We start from the raw sequence: 12,929 nt of genomic DNA on the forward strand, positions 1-12,929 counted from the left end.
GCGGCGGGCTTTTTGCGTTCAGCCGATCCAAGCAACTGATCGGGAAGCCTTTCGTTTCGTAGAACCAAAACCGGTGACAATCGTTTCGTAACTATGGCGATCCCGCCTGATGGAGAAAACCATGGACTGGAACCGCGTGGAAGGAAACTGGAAGCAGGTCAAAGGCAAAGTTAAAGAACAGTGGGGCAAGCTCACTGATGACGATCTCGATCTAATTGCCGGAAAGCGTGACCAGCTCGAAGGCAAAATTCAGGAACGCTACGGCATCGAAAAGGACAGGGTCCGATCCGACGTCGATGACTGGTACAGCCGCCAATCATGGTAGCGGACGATGCGCCCGCCGCCGGCATACGGCGGCGGGCAGCCTCACGGAACGCGCGAGATGCCGCGTTTGGTTCCAAAGTCGCCAGGAGCTATGTCGGGTTCTTCATGCTTACTGCCATCAATACTTCCGGTACTCCGGCAAGCGACGAGGTCGATAGCTTCGTCATCCTGCCACCTTCAGGGGCTCGGTCCGAAGCGGTGTTGCGCGAGGTCGAAGCATTCCTGAAGGCCTGCTTCCCGGAATATGATTTTCTTGCAAACGGCTGCGGCACGCCGTTCGACGATGACTACCAAATCGTGCCAATCCGTTGCGTTTGCGGCGAGGAGCCGGGCACGTTGCGCTTGCTCGACTTTCCTGACCCGTCCATCATGATGGGCATCGCTGCCGCTCTGAAAAGTTTCAGGCCAGGGCAGCCGCCGGCGCTGAACTAGAGGGACGGTCGCGCCGCCGGGCTTCCTTTGCGCCCCGCCATCAAAGACGAGGAACGCGACGGCTTTTCCGCTCGTTGATCCTTTATGCCCTCTACCTCGATTCGCAAAACGGAGTACGATCCCGAGCGGAAGGTACTTTCGGTGTGGTTCGTGGCCAGCGGCAAGCGGTACGAGTTTGAGGGTGTTCCGCCAGAGACCTTTGCGGCATTCAAAGCCGCGTTCGCGAAGGGCCGCGAGCGATAGCGACCCGGGATGACCTGACATGTCGTGGCGAGGTGGCGCTAAGTGCGACCAGTCCTTGGGACCTCGTCCAGGAGACTTGGACCTTTGCTCGGTGGCAACTGGCCGTCGGGAGTGAGCTTGTCCACTGCGTCAGGGAGTTCTCTTGTGAGCCGATCGAGAAGCTCGTCATGGGACAATCCGGTCTGCTCGGCCAGATCGTTCAACGTTTGCGGGTCGATTGCTTTTTCAACCTGCTCCCGCTGAACGGGTCGGTTTGATCCTTTACTTACCCACGAATCAACCTGGTCGCCGGCACCTGCATTCCTGAGGCGGTCCAGGATGTCGCCGAGGCCGCCGGGCGAGCCGGCACTATTGGGATCTGTCGATCTCTTTCCCGCGATCAGCTCGCCGATCTTGTCCTTGTTCTTGTAGGCAAGCAGGCCAAGCAACGCTATGGCGACCTTTCCTATGTCAAGGCTCATTTGTCGTCTCCTTCATCCAAAAGGGACAAGGCATGCGGCTCTGAAAGGTTCCGCCGGGTCGGATCTCCCACCGGAATTCCGGGCCAGCCTCGCACATGTTGTATATTAGCATCTGCGGAACTTTCGGCCCTTTCGCGTGTTGGTGCCTGTACTCCGGCCAGACAGCAAATTGTGATCAGCTGTTGGTTGCACTTGGCCCGTCGGCTTCGGTCGGCGGGCTTTTGTTGTCTTGGGCAGAACCCCCGCCTGCGACGATGGTTCGATCAAGCAGCACCGTGCCGCCAGCCGCATAACGGTTCGTTAGGCATGTTGAGGCGGTGATGGGACTATCTCCAAACGTTCCATCGACCGTCTTCCAAGCGCTCGGTAGGCGGGCAGGCATGCATCATCTCCCAATGGGTGTCGCCCTCGCCATTTCGCTTGCATTCGGTATAGTCGTGACGGCGGTTGCCGGGAAGGATCAGTCGGAAGGCTGCAGCACGTGGTGCTCATCGGTCCTGGGCGATGTTCCCATGAGGGGCACGCGTCACGATGTAGAGGCGGAACCGGACATCGGGCACTCCGAGCCCTAAACAGAGGGCCGTAGCACCCCCTGGACGACCGCGGTGCGCTGAGCCTCGATGCCCAGTCCCGAGCGGCCTTACCGCCGCGTGGAGACACCACTGCGCTCGGCAACTTGACCTCCCCAAGGGTGCGCAAACTGCAAACCACCGTTTGGTGGCGCCAAGCGTCTAAGACCCCGGGCCCCGGTAAAAAGCGGAGCCAATGATTAGATGGCTCTAGTCGGGAACAAAGTCGAATATCCATGATTTTGTACGTTGCCCTGAGTGGCAGTACCGATAGCTATCCAACGGGTGTTCCATGGATTCTCCAACGTTGCCTCCGCCACCTCCGACTGAACTCAGCCAAACACTGAAACGCAATATCCAAGCGATTGAGGAGCGCCGGGCGAAGGAAGCAAGCGATGCAACTTTGGAAGAGAAAATCGCTGAGGCGATTACTTCTTTTACGGGCAGTATGCGTTTCGTGTACCTTCACTTGGCCGTGTATGGCGGCTGGATCGTCTTGAACTTGGGCTGGATACCGATCACTCCGCCATTTGATCCGACATTCGTGATATTGGCTATGGTAGCTTCCGTCGAGGCCATATTCCTCTCGACCTTTGTACTGATCAGCCAAAACCGGATGTCAGTTGCCGCAGATAAACGGGCGGATCTGGACCTTCAGGTGAGCCTGCTAACGGAGCACGAACTCACAAAGCTTACTGAACTTGTCGATTCAATTGCGGATCGGTTGAGTGTAAAACCAGCCTTAAGCGATATAGAAGTCGGCGAGATTAAGAGAGACATTGCGCCAGAAGCAGTACTGGACGAGATCGAATCGAAGCAGCGGGAGACTGCGAAGAAGCTGGACCAGCGCTGAAGGTGGTGACGAAGGTCACTGATGTGTCTCCCTCTAGCTCATGGATCGACGTCTCCTTCCGGCGCGCCCTGGTCTTCAGCCAGAAGATTGCTTCAGTGACGGCCCTCGACCTTCACCGCTCGCCTTGCGGTATAGGTTCTCGGCGACCCGTGCGTCGGCCTTGATGGCGCCGCTCTCGAGCTTATGGGCATAGGTCGCCTTAAACCTGCTCGTCTGTGGCGAGCACGCAGGCAATGTCGCCCGTGCTAAGCCCGAAGCCGGCCAGCGCCTCCACCCTACCCGCGAGGTTCATCTGAGCGGGCCGGAAGCAGGTCAATCAGAACGAGCGCGTCGGCACCGCATGGAAGACGTCGCGAAAGCCGCGAATATCACTCGGTCAAGCTCGACGATCCAAGCTTTCCTGCTCCGATTTATGCAAGCGTGGTCGATACCCAGACAAAAAACGAGTTCTCGCTCATCATTTTCCCGCCGCGCCGCAGAGTGATCCGCCCCAACACGGAGCCCCGTCGCAAAAGGCGGGCTTCGCCACGTTCAGGTACGACACTGCTTGGAGCTCCTTATCGGGTGCAGCACGCTACGCTTTGACGAGTGCCTTGCGCGCCTTCTTCACCGGCGACTTGACGGCCGTTGCGGTTGTTGTCGCCGCCGCGGCGCGAGCAGCTCGTTTTGGTTTTTCTGCCGCTGCTGGTGCGGGCGCCGCCTTGCGCCCGAGCCCAATTGATTTCGCAAGAGCCGAGCGGGTGGCTGCGTAGTTCGGCGCCACCATCGGATAGTCGGACGGCAGGCTCCATTTCTGGCGGTACGCGTCGGGCGTTAAATTGTAATGAACTCCGATGTGCCTCTTGAGGGATTTGAACTTCTTCCCGTCTTCCAGGCAGATGATGAAATCAGGTGACACTGATTTCTTGATCGACACCGCCGGCTCCAGCTTGACTGCGGCCGGAACGACAGGCGTGCCGATCCCTTGCAAAGCAACATAGGTGTCCCCAATCAGCTTCGACAACTCGCCGACCGGCAAGGGATTGTTCGACACGTAGGCGGAAACGATGTCGGCCGTAATTGATGTGAGATCAGCCTGGTTGTTTCGGTCCGGAGAAACGTTCATCGAGTTTTCCTCTTGTCTAATGGCACGCGTTGAAACGGATGAGCTGTTTATTTCGGAATCAGGCAAACAATTCGTCGTTTCCGCCAACAAACCTCATTCGTTGCAAATATCAACCGGCACGCTTCGCTTTCATCAGCTCCAGACAAGGTTGGGAGGCGCTCGAGGTCGGCAGCCTGCTGATGAAGCAATGCAACAGCAGCTTATTCGGCGGGGTCGAGGTCCGACACAATGCCACCGATCGGCAGCGGCAGGAACGAGGCCCAGATCACTGGGCCCGCTGTCTGAGAAGTGCCAGGTCAGCGTCCCATTGACGTCGAAGGCTACAGCCGGACCGGTCTGCGCGACACGCGCATGAGCCCGCGGAAGCAGCGGCGATGATATCGCCGAACTCTCGCGCCCTCGGCATCGCCAGGCAGACATCCCCGGCTGTTCGGGTGCCTCGGCGCTTCAGAACGGCCATCCAGCATCCGGAGTTGGTGCGCAATCTGATCGTGATTACGATAGCGTTCTGGCGAGCTTTTCTCGCTTGACGCTTTGCCACGGGTGCGTTTTTCTCTTGGGCCATGCTCAAGCCCTTGCTAGACACCGACGTTGCCGACGAGGCGCCTGGCTACGACGAAGAGCACCTGCTTACCTTTATCCGCCTGCTTGATGCTTCTGACGAAGGGGCCGATTGGAGGGAAGTTTCTAGGATCGTTCTGCACGTGGATTCGGACAAGGAGCCGGAGCGGGCCTTCACAGCCTGGCAGACGCATCTAGCGCGCGCGCACTGGATGACCATCAACGGCTATCGATATCTTCTTTCCGGTGGCGCGCTGCGAAGCCAGGATCTGGTGAAAGTCACCGCGATGAAGATCGGAATGGTATGGACGGCTCGTTTGAACGGCATTTTGAAGTCCCAAATTTCAGTAGCTAAGCAGCGGCGCGGGTATGATCTTTCACAAACCCGCGCACCGGGTACAGCCCAACCCAATTCCACGCCACTGGCGTGGTGCAATGCCTGATAGACCGGTCGTGCTGTAGAGTGCGGCGTGTTTTTCACGGTCGGTCGCACAACTCTTCAGCTTGGATAGGTGAGGACAGCGCCGCCTCGGTCCAATCCGATCTTCCGAGCCTCAAACTCGGTCCTGGATTGCGCAAGGAGATGTGGCATGGTTGGTTCTGATCGGATCGACAAACTGATCGCAGCGGTGCCCGCGGCCTTGGCGCTTCGCGCCGGGCTGGACCTCGGCATCTTCACCCGGCTCGGGAGCAGCGCGGTGACCGCTGACGGCCTTGGGGCCGCGCTCCAAGTCGAGCCCGATCGTCTGTCGCGGCTCCTCTACGCGCTCGCCAGCATTGGTCTTCTCGAAGTCAACGATGGTCAATTTCGCAACGGAGCCGAAGCGTCAGCCTTCCTCGACGCGTCCAAGCCAACCTATCGCGGCGGCGATCATGCCCTCCTGCGGGAGCTCTGGGGAGCCGACTTGCTGACGGCAGAGTCGCTGCGACAGAACCGGCCGGCTGCGCTGCACGACTTCTCCGAAGCGCGGGCCGAGGCCGCGGCGGCTTTCAGCCGCAGGCTCGCACCGGGCGGGGTGATTTTCGGCCGACATTTGGCCCGGGAGATGGACCTCTCGGCGATCAGTTCGGTGATCGACATCGGCGGGGGCTCCGGGACCATTCTTGTCGGACTTCGGGAGCGGTGGCCGCAGATTGCGGCGACGCTGATGGAGCTCCCAACGGTCGCAGCGGTCGCGCCAGCGATCCTGTCAGAATACGGTGCAGACGACGTGGTCGTCGAAGAGGGGGACATAACTGTCGCTCCATCGATCGGTCGGCACGATCTGGCGATCCTGAAGGCCGTCGTCCAGGTGCCTCCGCCGGACCAGGCGCGCAGTTCGATCCTGAACGCGGCACGTTGCCTCAAACCCGGAGGCGAGATCGCAATTGCGGGGTGGGGTGTCGTCGATGACGACCGCCTCGGCCCGCCTGAGGGTGTCTTTCTGAATGTCACTTTCTTGAACCTCTATCGCCACGGCGAATCGTACACTGAAGGTCAGTATCGCGCGTGGATGACCGAGGCTGGATTCCGGGATATTTCGAGGTCGCGCCTGGCGGACGGCTCCACGCTCTTTCGTGCGCGCCTCACGGGCTGACCGTGGCTGAATCGTTGATTTTCGGACGCAGGGATCTCCGAGGCGCCCCGCGACTTGATTGCGGTTGCGGCTGTCTTGTCGCTGCTGCCGCCCGAGCAGCTCGTTTTGGTTTTTCCGCTGCAGCTCTTGCTGGCGCGGCCGCCGTTGGTGAACAACCGGGTGGCCGGTTCGGTACGCGCAGCAAACTCCCCCTCCGATTGCTGCATTGGTCGGTGGCACCGATCGCAGCCCGCTTCTGACGCCCGCCCTGATACTGCCGTATTAAACGCAGAAGCCTACCGAGATTCCAATTTACCTTTTTCCCAGCCATCTGCGGCAATGGACTCTGTTCCCCAATGTGCCGCCACGTGCGGATGGCTATGTTCGAAGTAGCGGCGTCCTAGGTTCGGATAAAAGGAGTGGCCTGATTTGTTGCGTGCGAGACCTTTTCCCATCGTGGCAAGGATTGCTTTTCTGGTCACACTGGCCGGTGTCCTCGTGCTCGCGCTCTCACCGGTGTGGCTTTTGCAGAATTTTGGTTTCGGGTTCACCTCTCACGATGACAAGCTCAATCACGCCGCAGCGTTCGTCGTGTTGACGGCTATCGGCAGTCTTGGTTGGCCAGAGCACAGAGCAAGGCTGATAGTTTTTCTCGCCCTTACTGGCGGCGCGATCGAGATACTGCAGGGCATGCAAATAATAAGTCGCGACATGGATATCTTCGACTGGTTTGCCGATTGTGTCGGCATCGCGTGCGGGCTCGCGATTGCAAGCTGGACAAAGAAATTAGCTGACGGCTTCTCCTAGAGGTCGCATCCTGGCAAGTACGGGCTGGCCGCGTAAAGTACTTGCGCGGTGAATAGGATTTGCGGCACGCTTCGCTAAAGGATTTCCGCGAGGAGAATGGGATGGCCGTAGCTAAGAAGGACTCGGAGTCCCGGAACTTGACGCATGAAATACGTCATCGCCTCGCTGTTCGGCGCCTTGCTGCTGTTCGGTTTCATCGCGTTGGCTGGCGCTGGCCACGGGTGGATCGCGGGCGCGTTGAGTTGCCTGCCATTAGCTGCGGTCTCGTTTGCCGCTTGGCTCAACGCACTGCGCACTATACCTTCACTCCATATCGCTAACGGATTGCTTGTTACCGCATGCGTCGTGCTCGTAGGTACGGCGTATGGAACGCTATCAGAAGGCGCACGGTACTTCCTTGATTATTGGCACCTGCAAGGTCCCCTGGCCGGGCCGGTTATCGCCCTCATCTATTTCAACTGGGTCTTCGCTTGCGGGCTCACGTGGTGGCGTCGCCGCGCAGAGACTTAGCTTTGCATCGCCCTCCCGGGAACCCGCTAGAGAGGACCGACGAGCAAGAAGACCATCGCTCGGCAATCGCAAGCTCCGCTTCCGTCCTCGCCTCTCTTTCTGGGTCCATATTGTCGGCGGCGATGAGCCGTCGCGGGGATTGCATGATTTCGCCTCGCGTCCATCCGGCCCAAGCAGGCAACCTACGATGGCTTGGAATCCCGGCCCCATGGCCTCCTGGCAGTATCTCGCGATCGGCACGCCGTGTCGTCTTGGCGGCGTGATCATCCTCGCTCCCTAGAGATACGCTTAGCCGGCACGCTACTCGATGATCTTCACAACCACGTTTTCACGGCTTGCTTCTGCGCGCGCGTAGTCGATGCTAGCGTTATAGTCCGCTTTCGGGCTGGCGATTCTTTCAGGGCGCTCTGCTGGACCGGCGATGATATGGGGAGGCGCTCGCAAATCGCGCCCCACGCGCGGGTTGATCGGTTGATCAACATCAAATCGTGAATATGAGAAATGCGCTAACTGTGACCGCGGTGGTCACCGTGGCTCGTGTGTCAGCAGATGTGGTAAGGTTGAGTGTCGGCGAGTAGCAGAGGTCCAGCAACAATGACTTTGAGGCGAATCAGAGCTTACGGCGCATCCGGCTTGGTTCTAGCGCTTTGCACTGTGTTTGCTTGGCAGAACGCCACTGCCGCTCAAAATTGCGACGCAGCCGCGACGCCTGGCGTCAATTGGCGCGAGTGTGACAAGAAGCTTCTCATCCTAGAAGGACAGGACCTGAGCGGGGCGAACCTGTTCGGTGTTGATTTCACTTCGACCGACCTCAGGAACAGCAATCTCGTTGCCGCAAATCTTGAGAAGGCAACGCTTGTGCGTGCTTCCCTGGCCGACTCGACCGCCAAAGGCGCCCGGTTCGACAGAATCGAGGCCTACAGGACCGACTTCAGCCGTATGGACGCGCAGGGCGCTGTGTTTGCGAGCGCGGAAATGCAGCGCTCGAATTTCCAGGACGCCAATCTGACCAATGTTGATTTCACAAAGGCAGAATTGGGGCGTGCGCAGTTCCATGACGCCGATATCAGCGGCAGCCGCTTCTCGTTTGCCAATCTCGCACGGGCGGACTTCCGAGGAGCGACGTTCACCGCGCCGGTAGACTTTGACCGCGCTTTTTTGTTTCTGACCCGTATCGAGGGCCTCGACCTTTCCAATTCGGTGGGTCTGTCCCAGTGGCAGCTCAACATGGCTTGCGGAGACGCCCGGACCGAGTTGACTTCTGGCTTGACGAGGCCTGAAGATTGGCCCTGTCAATTCCAGCAGGAATAGTTGTCGCAAACGAACTGCGGCAATGCTGCACCCGACAGGATTCGAACCTGTAACTTCTGCCTTCGGAGGGCGGAGATCCTCCGCCAAAGTGGCACGTTTCTACGGTATTGGTATTGGCGAAATCGCGGCAGCTACTGGTGCTGCTGGCTTTGCTCTGTGGACCCGACGCAATGGATGAGCTGGCGGCTTCCAAGAAAAATCGACCGAGTTCATCTGTCTCTCCCGTGAAGAAGACGATCCTCCGCAGACTGGGGCCGGGCCTCATCACTGGCGCGTCGGACGATGATCCATCCGGGATCGGCACCTATAGCCAGGCGGGGGCCCAACTCGGGTTCGCAATCGGATGGACGATGCTGCTGACCTATCCTCTGATGGTCGCGATTCAGGAAATCAGTGCGCGCATCGGAAGGACCACCGGCCACGGCATCGCAGGCAATCTATGCCGCCACTATCCGAATTGGCTTCTACAGTCCATCGTAACTCTTCTGTTCATCGCAAATACCGTCAACATCGGCGCCGATCTCAGCGCCATGGCCGATGCGACGAAGCTTCTAATCGGCGGCCCGACCGTTCTCTATGTCGTCCTGTTCGCAGCCATTTGCGTAATTGGAATCGTTTTCGTGAACTACGATCGCTACGCGCTCATCTTGAAATGGATGACGTTGAGCCTGTTCTCGTATGTCGCTGTCGTGTTTGCTGTGCAAGTTCCCTGGGCCGAAGCACTGGGTGGCGTGCTGGTCCCGCGAATTGTCTGGAGCAACGAGTTCTTCACTACGCTTCTCGCTATCTTCGGCACGACGATTTCGCCCTATCTCTTCTTCTGGCAGGCGTCAGAGGAGGCCGAAGAGGTCCACGCAAATCATCGCAGAAAATCGTTGTTGAGGGCTCCACGTCAGGCGGTCGACGCGTTCTCGCGAATACGCGCCGACACTCTCATAGGCATGGCATTCTCCAACGTCATCGCGCTGGCGATCATCTTCGCGACCGCGGCGACCTTGAACAAAGCCGGCATCACCGACGTCGAGACATCCGCTCAGGCGGCCGAGGCGCTGCGGCCGATCGTCGGCGATTTTGCCTTTGCTATCTTCGCTTTCGGCATCGTCGGGACAGGGTTGCTGGCGGTACCAATCCTGGCCGGCGCGGCGGCTTACGCCATTGGCGAGGCGAGACGATGGCCCGTGGGGTTGTCGCGCAGACCTGGGGAGGCTGTGGCGTTTTACAGCACTCTTGCCGCGGCCACGGGGCTCGGAGCAGCGATCACGTTCGGTCCAATCGATCCGATCAAGGCGCTGTATTGGACAGCCGTCGTCAACGGTGTCGTCGCCGTTCCGGTCATGACGGTCATGATGATAATGACAGCCCAGCCAAAGGTCATGGGCGACTTCACCGTCAAGGGCTGGCTGCGCTGGCTGGGATGGGCCTCCACGATCGCTATGGCGATGTGCATGGTCGGAATGCTCATGAGCTGGTTCATGTGACAGCCAATTGATCACCCGCCGCAGTTCGTATGGCGGTGGAAACCAGGCCGGAAGCTATCTTCGACACTCTATCAAGGTCTCGACGCCCTAGACTATCGCGCTGCCGAAACCGCAGGCTCGAGGCCGAGCCGTCCCACAACAGCTTCAACCGGCATTGGTTGCGGGTTGTCGCCGATTGCTGGACGTTACCTCGAAACGCGCGGGTGCTCTTCAGATCGGGGCGGTCGAGGCGCCGAAGGCTCAGATGACCGATGCCGACGTCGGGATTGCGGCAGACCACACGGACGAGAAACTGGGCTCGAACTCGGTTAACCAGCCGCGACCGCGGCGAGGAGCGTCCGGCGGGCTTGGCGAGGACGCCGAACGCGGCGGAAGACCAGCGGGTCGGCGCAGTATTGAGGTCGCACACGTTCAGTTCCTTCTTGAGAAACATAATTCCAGCACCGAGGAACCCGATCCCGGACCCGCGCGGCAGGACGATGCCCAAATTAATTGGCAGCCTGTTCGATCGAAATCATGGAATGTTCCTGAGAAGACAGCCCTGCGAACTCGCTCACGCCGGGTTCTCGAGGTCGAATTGCTTCGACGGCTCGTCGTAGCCGAACAACTCCGCGTAGCGCCCCAGGAGATGATCGCGCGCATCGTGTCGGCACGTTCTTCGGACATGTGGTCTTCGAGGTGGCGTGAATTGTGCCATGCATCGCCAACTCCCAAGCTGGCTCGGTCATTCACTCACTTGCCAGGGAGGCGTGCATTTTCTGGCGCGGTACCCAGTTCCGACCGTATCAGGCGCCTTGGTCTCATCCATTCGCCGCGCGCTCTTTCGGACAGTACCAATCCATGGCCAGGTCGATCGGGCGCATAGACGTAGCCGTCCCGGATTTCGATGGGCTGTTCCACCAGATGATCGAAGTTCTGAAACGAATATTCCAGCCATTCGACTTCCGGCAGCGCGACCGCCATGTGCACGCCGATCTCCAGAAAGGTGTTGCCGATGCTGACCGGGATGCCGAGCTCGGCGGCCAGCCAACCAATGTGCATAACATCGGTGACTTGACCGTGGACATTCAGGATGTCGGCTGCGTGGGCTTCCAGAAGAAGCCGTTTGCCTTGAAGATCCAGATACTCGCCGCTGTTGATCTGAGTCCATGTCATGGCCTGCCTGAGCATTCTCAATCCTTCGTGGTCGTGACGCAGGATTGGATCCTCGACCCAGAGAAGATCGTGGCCGGCATCGCGGATCGCCACCAATTTCATTAGCGCTTCCTTCGAGGTCCACGCCTCGTTCGGGTCGATCATGATTTCCGAGCCTGCCGGCACGCAGGTTTTCAACAGCTCCAGGCGCCGCAGATCGCGATCGAAATCCGGGTGGCCGACCTTGATCTTGAAAGCGGAATAGCCAAGCGACGCCGCGTGGGAAAACAAGGAGACGAAAGCATCGTCGTCGAGGTGAAAATCGAGGCCACTGGCGTAGGCTTTCACACGGTTGCGACGACTGCCGAGCAGCACGTGAAGGGGTAGGCCAGCTTCCTTTGCCGCAAGATCCCAAAGCGCCACCTGGATCGCTTCATGAAAAGGCAGGGAGTACGCCCGCTGATTGCCACCGCGCGGGCGGTTCACACGATGAACCAGCGCGATCGCCTTATGTCCTTTCAGCCCCTGCCAAACCTCGTTTTCGAAAACGGTCTCAATCTCAGTCTGGTCGGGCAGGGGATTGAAGAGCGTCTGGATGAAGCCCAGTCCCACTTCACCACTTTTCGAAACGAGTTCCAGCGCAGCGACGTTTACATCGTCGGCTCGAACCTGACTGTCCCCGATTACCCGGTCGCGGGCGAACTGAAATCGGGTTATACGAAAATGCGAAAGGCTCATCACAGGGGCTTTCTGATCGTTTATGATAACGCACTGATCTATCAGCTAAGATGTCTCAGTACCGAATCAATGGAGGTGCCGCAAGTGGCGGGCAAAGCAAAAGCCATCTCTCATACCCTGGTGGCGGCCACCCGTATGAGCGATGTTGCCTACGAACGAATTCTGGAACGCTTGTTCGACAGGCGCGTTCCGGTCGGGGCATTCGTTTCGCAGAGCGAACTGTCCGCGATCGTTGACGTGCCCGTCGCTCCGCTTCGTGACGCTCTGCGCAAGCTCGAGGCGGAAGGAATTCTCACCATCCATCCACGCTCCGGAATCCAGTTCATAAAACCTGGCATGGAGCTCACGCGCGCCACCTACCAATTCCGCGCCATCATAGAGCGATCGGCAATTCGCGTCTTTGCCGAGCAGGGCGATGAAGCCGTCATGAATGCCTTGGAAATGCGGCACTCCCGGCTGGTCCGGCGCATCGAACGGGAGGGTGTGGGAAAGGAGCAACTGGAGGAGATGGATGCGCTGGAGGGAGAGCTGCATGGCGCAATCATCGGCGCGCTGCGCAATCCCTTGATCGATAGCACCTATCGGCGCATGCACAATTATCTACGTCTGTTGCGGCTGGACAGCAAACTCACCTCGCCAATCATGATCCGGACACTGAAGGAACACCTCGACATCCTTGAGGCTTGCAGCACCAGGAATGCCGACGCTGCCGAAGCAAAGCTGCAGTCCCATTTCCAGGCGGCCATGCAGCGGAACCTTGGTCTGGTCTGACACGTCGTTGCTTGCCTCTCCGGCGCGGTTGCACGGCTTGGGAAATGATGTTACCCAACACTCCAACTGATCGATC

15 protein-coding genes and 1 pseudogene are annotated in these 12,929 nt (G+C 59.0%); 12 read left to right on the top strand and 4 right to left on the bottom strand.

The genetic code is table 11. The annotated features are described in order from the left end of the window. Positions 1-121: 121 nt before the first annotated feature. From NKH05_RS09420 to NKH05_RS09430, 3 genes are all read left to right on the top strand, one after another. On the top strand, positions 122-325 hold the full coding sequence (locus NKH05_RS09420; protein ID WP_031194857.1) for a CsbD family protein: 204 nt from the start codon (positions 122-124) through the stop codon (positions 323-325). Positions 326-525: 200 nt separating this feature from the next. Beyond that, on the top strand, positions 526-756 hold the full coding sequence (locus tag NKH05_RS09425) for a hypothetical protein (protein WP_352496536.1): 231 nt from the start codon (positions 526-528) through the stop codon (positions 754-756). An 84-nt stretch (positions 757-840) separates the two neighbouring features. Next, on the top strand, positions 841-999 hold the full coding sequence (locus tag NKH05_RS09430; RefSeq protein ID WP_023721813.1) for a KTSC domain-containing protein: 159 nt from the start codon (positions 841-843) through the stop codon (positions 997-999). Positions 1,000-1,037: 38 nt separating this feature from the next. Here the strand turns inward: NKH05_RS09430 and NKH05_RS09435 are convergent, their stop codons facing one another. Then, positions 1,038-1,460 (bottom strand): YidB family protein, encoded by a 423-nt coding sequence (locus tag NKH05_RS09435; protein WP_023721812.1) that lies wholly within the window; start codon positions 1,458-1,460, stop codon positions 1,038-1,040. Between the two features lie 861 nt (positions 1,461-2,321). Between NKH05_RS09435 and NKH05_RS09440 the strand changes: the two genes are divergently transcribed. Next, entirely contained in the window at positions 2,322-2,882 is a 561-nt protein-coding gene (locus NKH05_RS09440; RefSeq protein ID WP_023721810.1) for a DUF1003 domain-containing protein, read from the top strand. A gap of 315 nt (positions 2,883-3,197) precedes the next feature. Beyond that, positions 3,198-3,467, top strand: a complete 270-nt coding sequence (locus tag NKH05_RS33095; protein WP_084643003.1) for a DUF736 family protein — start codon at positions 3,198-3,200, stop codon at positions 3,465-3,467. Here the strand turns inward: NKH05_RS33095 and NKH05_RS09450 are convergent. Beyond that, the gene (locus tag NKH05_RS09450; protein ID WP_023721808.1) at positions 3,457-3,987 is read right to left on the bottom strand and encodes a Ros/MucR family transcriptional regulator; all 531 of its coding nucleotides are present in this window, start codon (positions 3,985-3,987) and stop codon (positions 3,457-3,459) included. The genes NKH05_RS33095 and NKH05_RS09450 overlap by 11 nt on opposite strands. A gap of 563 nt (positions 3,988-4,550) precedes the next feature. Here NKH05_RS09450 and NKH05_RS09455 point away from each other — a divergent pair. From NKH05_RS09455 to NKH05_RS09480, 6 genes and pseudogenes are all read left to right on the top strand, one after another. After that, positions 4,551-4,802, top strand: a pseudogene (locus tag NKH05_RS09455) (DUF2285 domain-containing protein); the annotation flags it as partial. 336 nt (positions 4,803-5,138) lie between these two features. Continuing rightward, the gene (locus NKH05_RS09460; protein WP_352895167.1) at positions 5,139-6,125 is read left to right on the top strand and encodes a methyltransferase; all 987 of its coding nucleotides are present in this window, start codon (positions 5,139-5,141) and stop codon (positions 6,123-6,125) included. 408 nt (positions 6,126-6,533) lie between these two features. After that, entirely contained in the window at positions 6,534-6,911 is a 378-nt protein-coding gene (locus NKH05_RS09465) for a VanZ family protein (protein ID WP_245278716.1), read from the top strand. A gap of 144 nt (positions 6,912-7,055) precedes the next feature. After that, on the top strand, positions 7,056-7,421 hold the full coding sequence (locus NKH05_RS09470) for a hypothetical protein (RefSeq protein ID WP_023721803.1): 366 nt from the start codon (positions 7,056-7,058) through the stop codon (positions 7,419-7,421). Between the two features lie 594 nt (positions 7,422-8,015). Beyond that, a complete protein-coding gene (locus NKH05_RS09475) occupies positions 8,016-8,732 on the top strand; it encodes a pentapeptide repeat-containing protein (protein WP_352496628.1) in 717 nt (238 codons plus the stop codon). A 170-nt stretch (positions 8,733-8,902) separates the two neighbouring features. Then, positions 8,903-10,210 carry an NRAMP family divalent metal transporter gene (locus NKH05_RS09480; RefSeq protein WP_352496629.1) on the top strand — a complete coding sequence of 436 codons (1,308 nt, stop codon included), beginning with the start codon at positions 8,903-8,905 and terminating at the stop codon, positions 10,208-10,210. Here the strand turns inward: NKH05_RS09480 and NKH05_RS09485 are convergent. Next, positions 10,203-10,643, bottom strand: coding sequence for a hypothetical protein (locus NKH05_RS09485; protein ID WP_198030477.1), 441 nt, complete (start codon positions 10,641-10,643; stop codon positions 10,203-10,205). The genes NKH05_RS09480 and NKH05_RS09485 overlap by 8 nt on opposite strands. A gap of 299 nt (positions 10,644-10,942) precedes the next feature. Continuing rightward, a complete protein-coding gene (locus tag NKH05_RS09490; protein ID WP_353025320.1) occupies positions 10,943-12,082 on the bottom strand; it encodes a mandelate racemase/muconate lactonizing enzyme family protein in 1,140 nt (379 codons plus the stop codon). Positions 12,083-12,217: 135 nt separating this feature from the next. On the opposite strand from NKH05_RS09490, the gene NKH05_RS09495 reads away from it, so the two are divergent. Further along, complete coding sequence (locus NKH05_RS09495; protein ID WP_502895979.1) at positions 12,218-12,853, top strand: GntR family transcriptional regulator; 636 nt, start codon at positions 12,218-12,220, stop codon at positions 12,851-12,853. The last annotated feature ends 76 nt before the right edge of the window (positions 12,854-12,929 follow it).

The organism is Mesorhizobium sp. M1399, assembly GCF_040317735.1.
Lineage (GTDB): Bacteria > Pseudomonadota > Alphaproteobacteria > Rhizobiales > Rhizobiaceae > Mesorhizobium.

Coding starts and splice junctions, on each gene's coding strand:
- NKH05_RS09430 (WP_023721813.1), top strand. CDS start 841: ATGCCCTCTACCTCGATTCGCAAAACGGAGTACGATCCCGAGCGGAAG.
- NKH05_RS09470 (WP_023721803.1), top strand. CDS start 7,056: ATGAAATACGTCATCGCCTCGCTGTTCGGCGCCTTGCTGCTGTTCGGT.
- NKH05_RS09495 (WP_502895979.1), top strand. CDS start 12,218: ATGAGCGATGTTGCCTACGAACGAATTCTGGAACGCTTGTTCGACAGG.
- NKH05_RS09450 (WP_023721808.1), bottom strand. CDS start 3,987: ATGAACGTTTCTCCGGACCGAAACAACCAGGCTGATCTCACATCAATT.
- NKH05_RS09460 (WP_352895167.1), top strand. CDS start 5,139: ATGGTTGGTTCTGATCGGATCGACAAACTGATCGCAGCGGTGCCCGCG.
- NKH05_RS09480 (WP_352496629.1), top strand. CDS start 8,903: ATGGATGAGCTGGCGGCTTCCAAGAAAAATCGACCGAGTTCATCTGTC.
- NKH05_RS09440 (WP_023721810.1), top strand. CDS start 2,322: ATGGATTCTCCAACGTTGCCTCCGCCACCTCCGACTGAACTCAGCCAA.
- NKH05_RS09485 (WP_198030477.1), bottom strand. CDS start 10,643: ATGTTTCTCAAGAAGGAACTGAACGTGTGCGACCTCAATACTGCGCCG.
- NKH05_RS09490 (WP_353025320.1), bottom strand. CDS start 12,082: ATGAGCCTTTCGCATTTTCGTATAACCCGATTTCAGTTCGCCCGCGAC.
- NKH05_RS09475 (WP_352496628.1), top strand. CDS start 8,016: ATGACTTTGAGGCGAATCAGAGCTTACGGCGCATCCGGCTTGGTTCTA.
- NKH05_RS09435 (WP_023721812.1), bottom strand. CDS start 1,460: ATGAGCCTTGACATAGGAAAGGTCGCCATAGCGTTGCTTGGCCTGCTT.
- NKH05_RS09420 (WP_031194857.1), top strand. CDS start 122: ATGGACTGGAACCGCGTGGAAGGAAACTGGAAGCAGGTCAAAGGCAAA.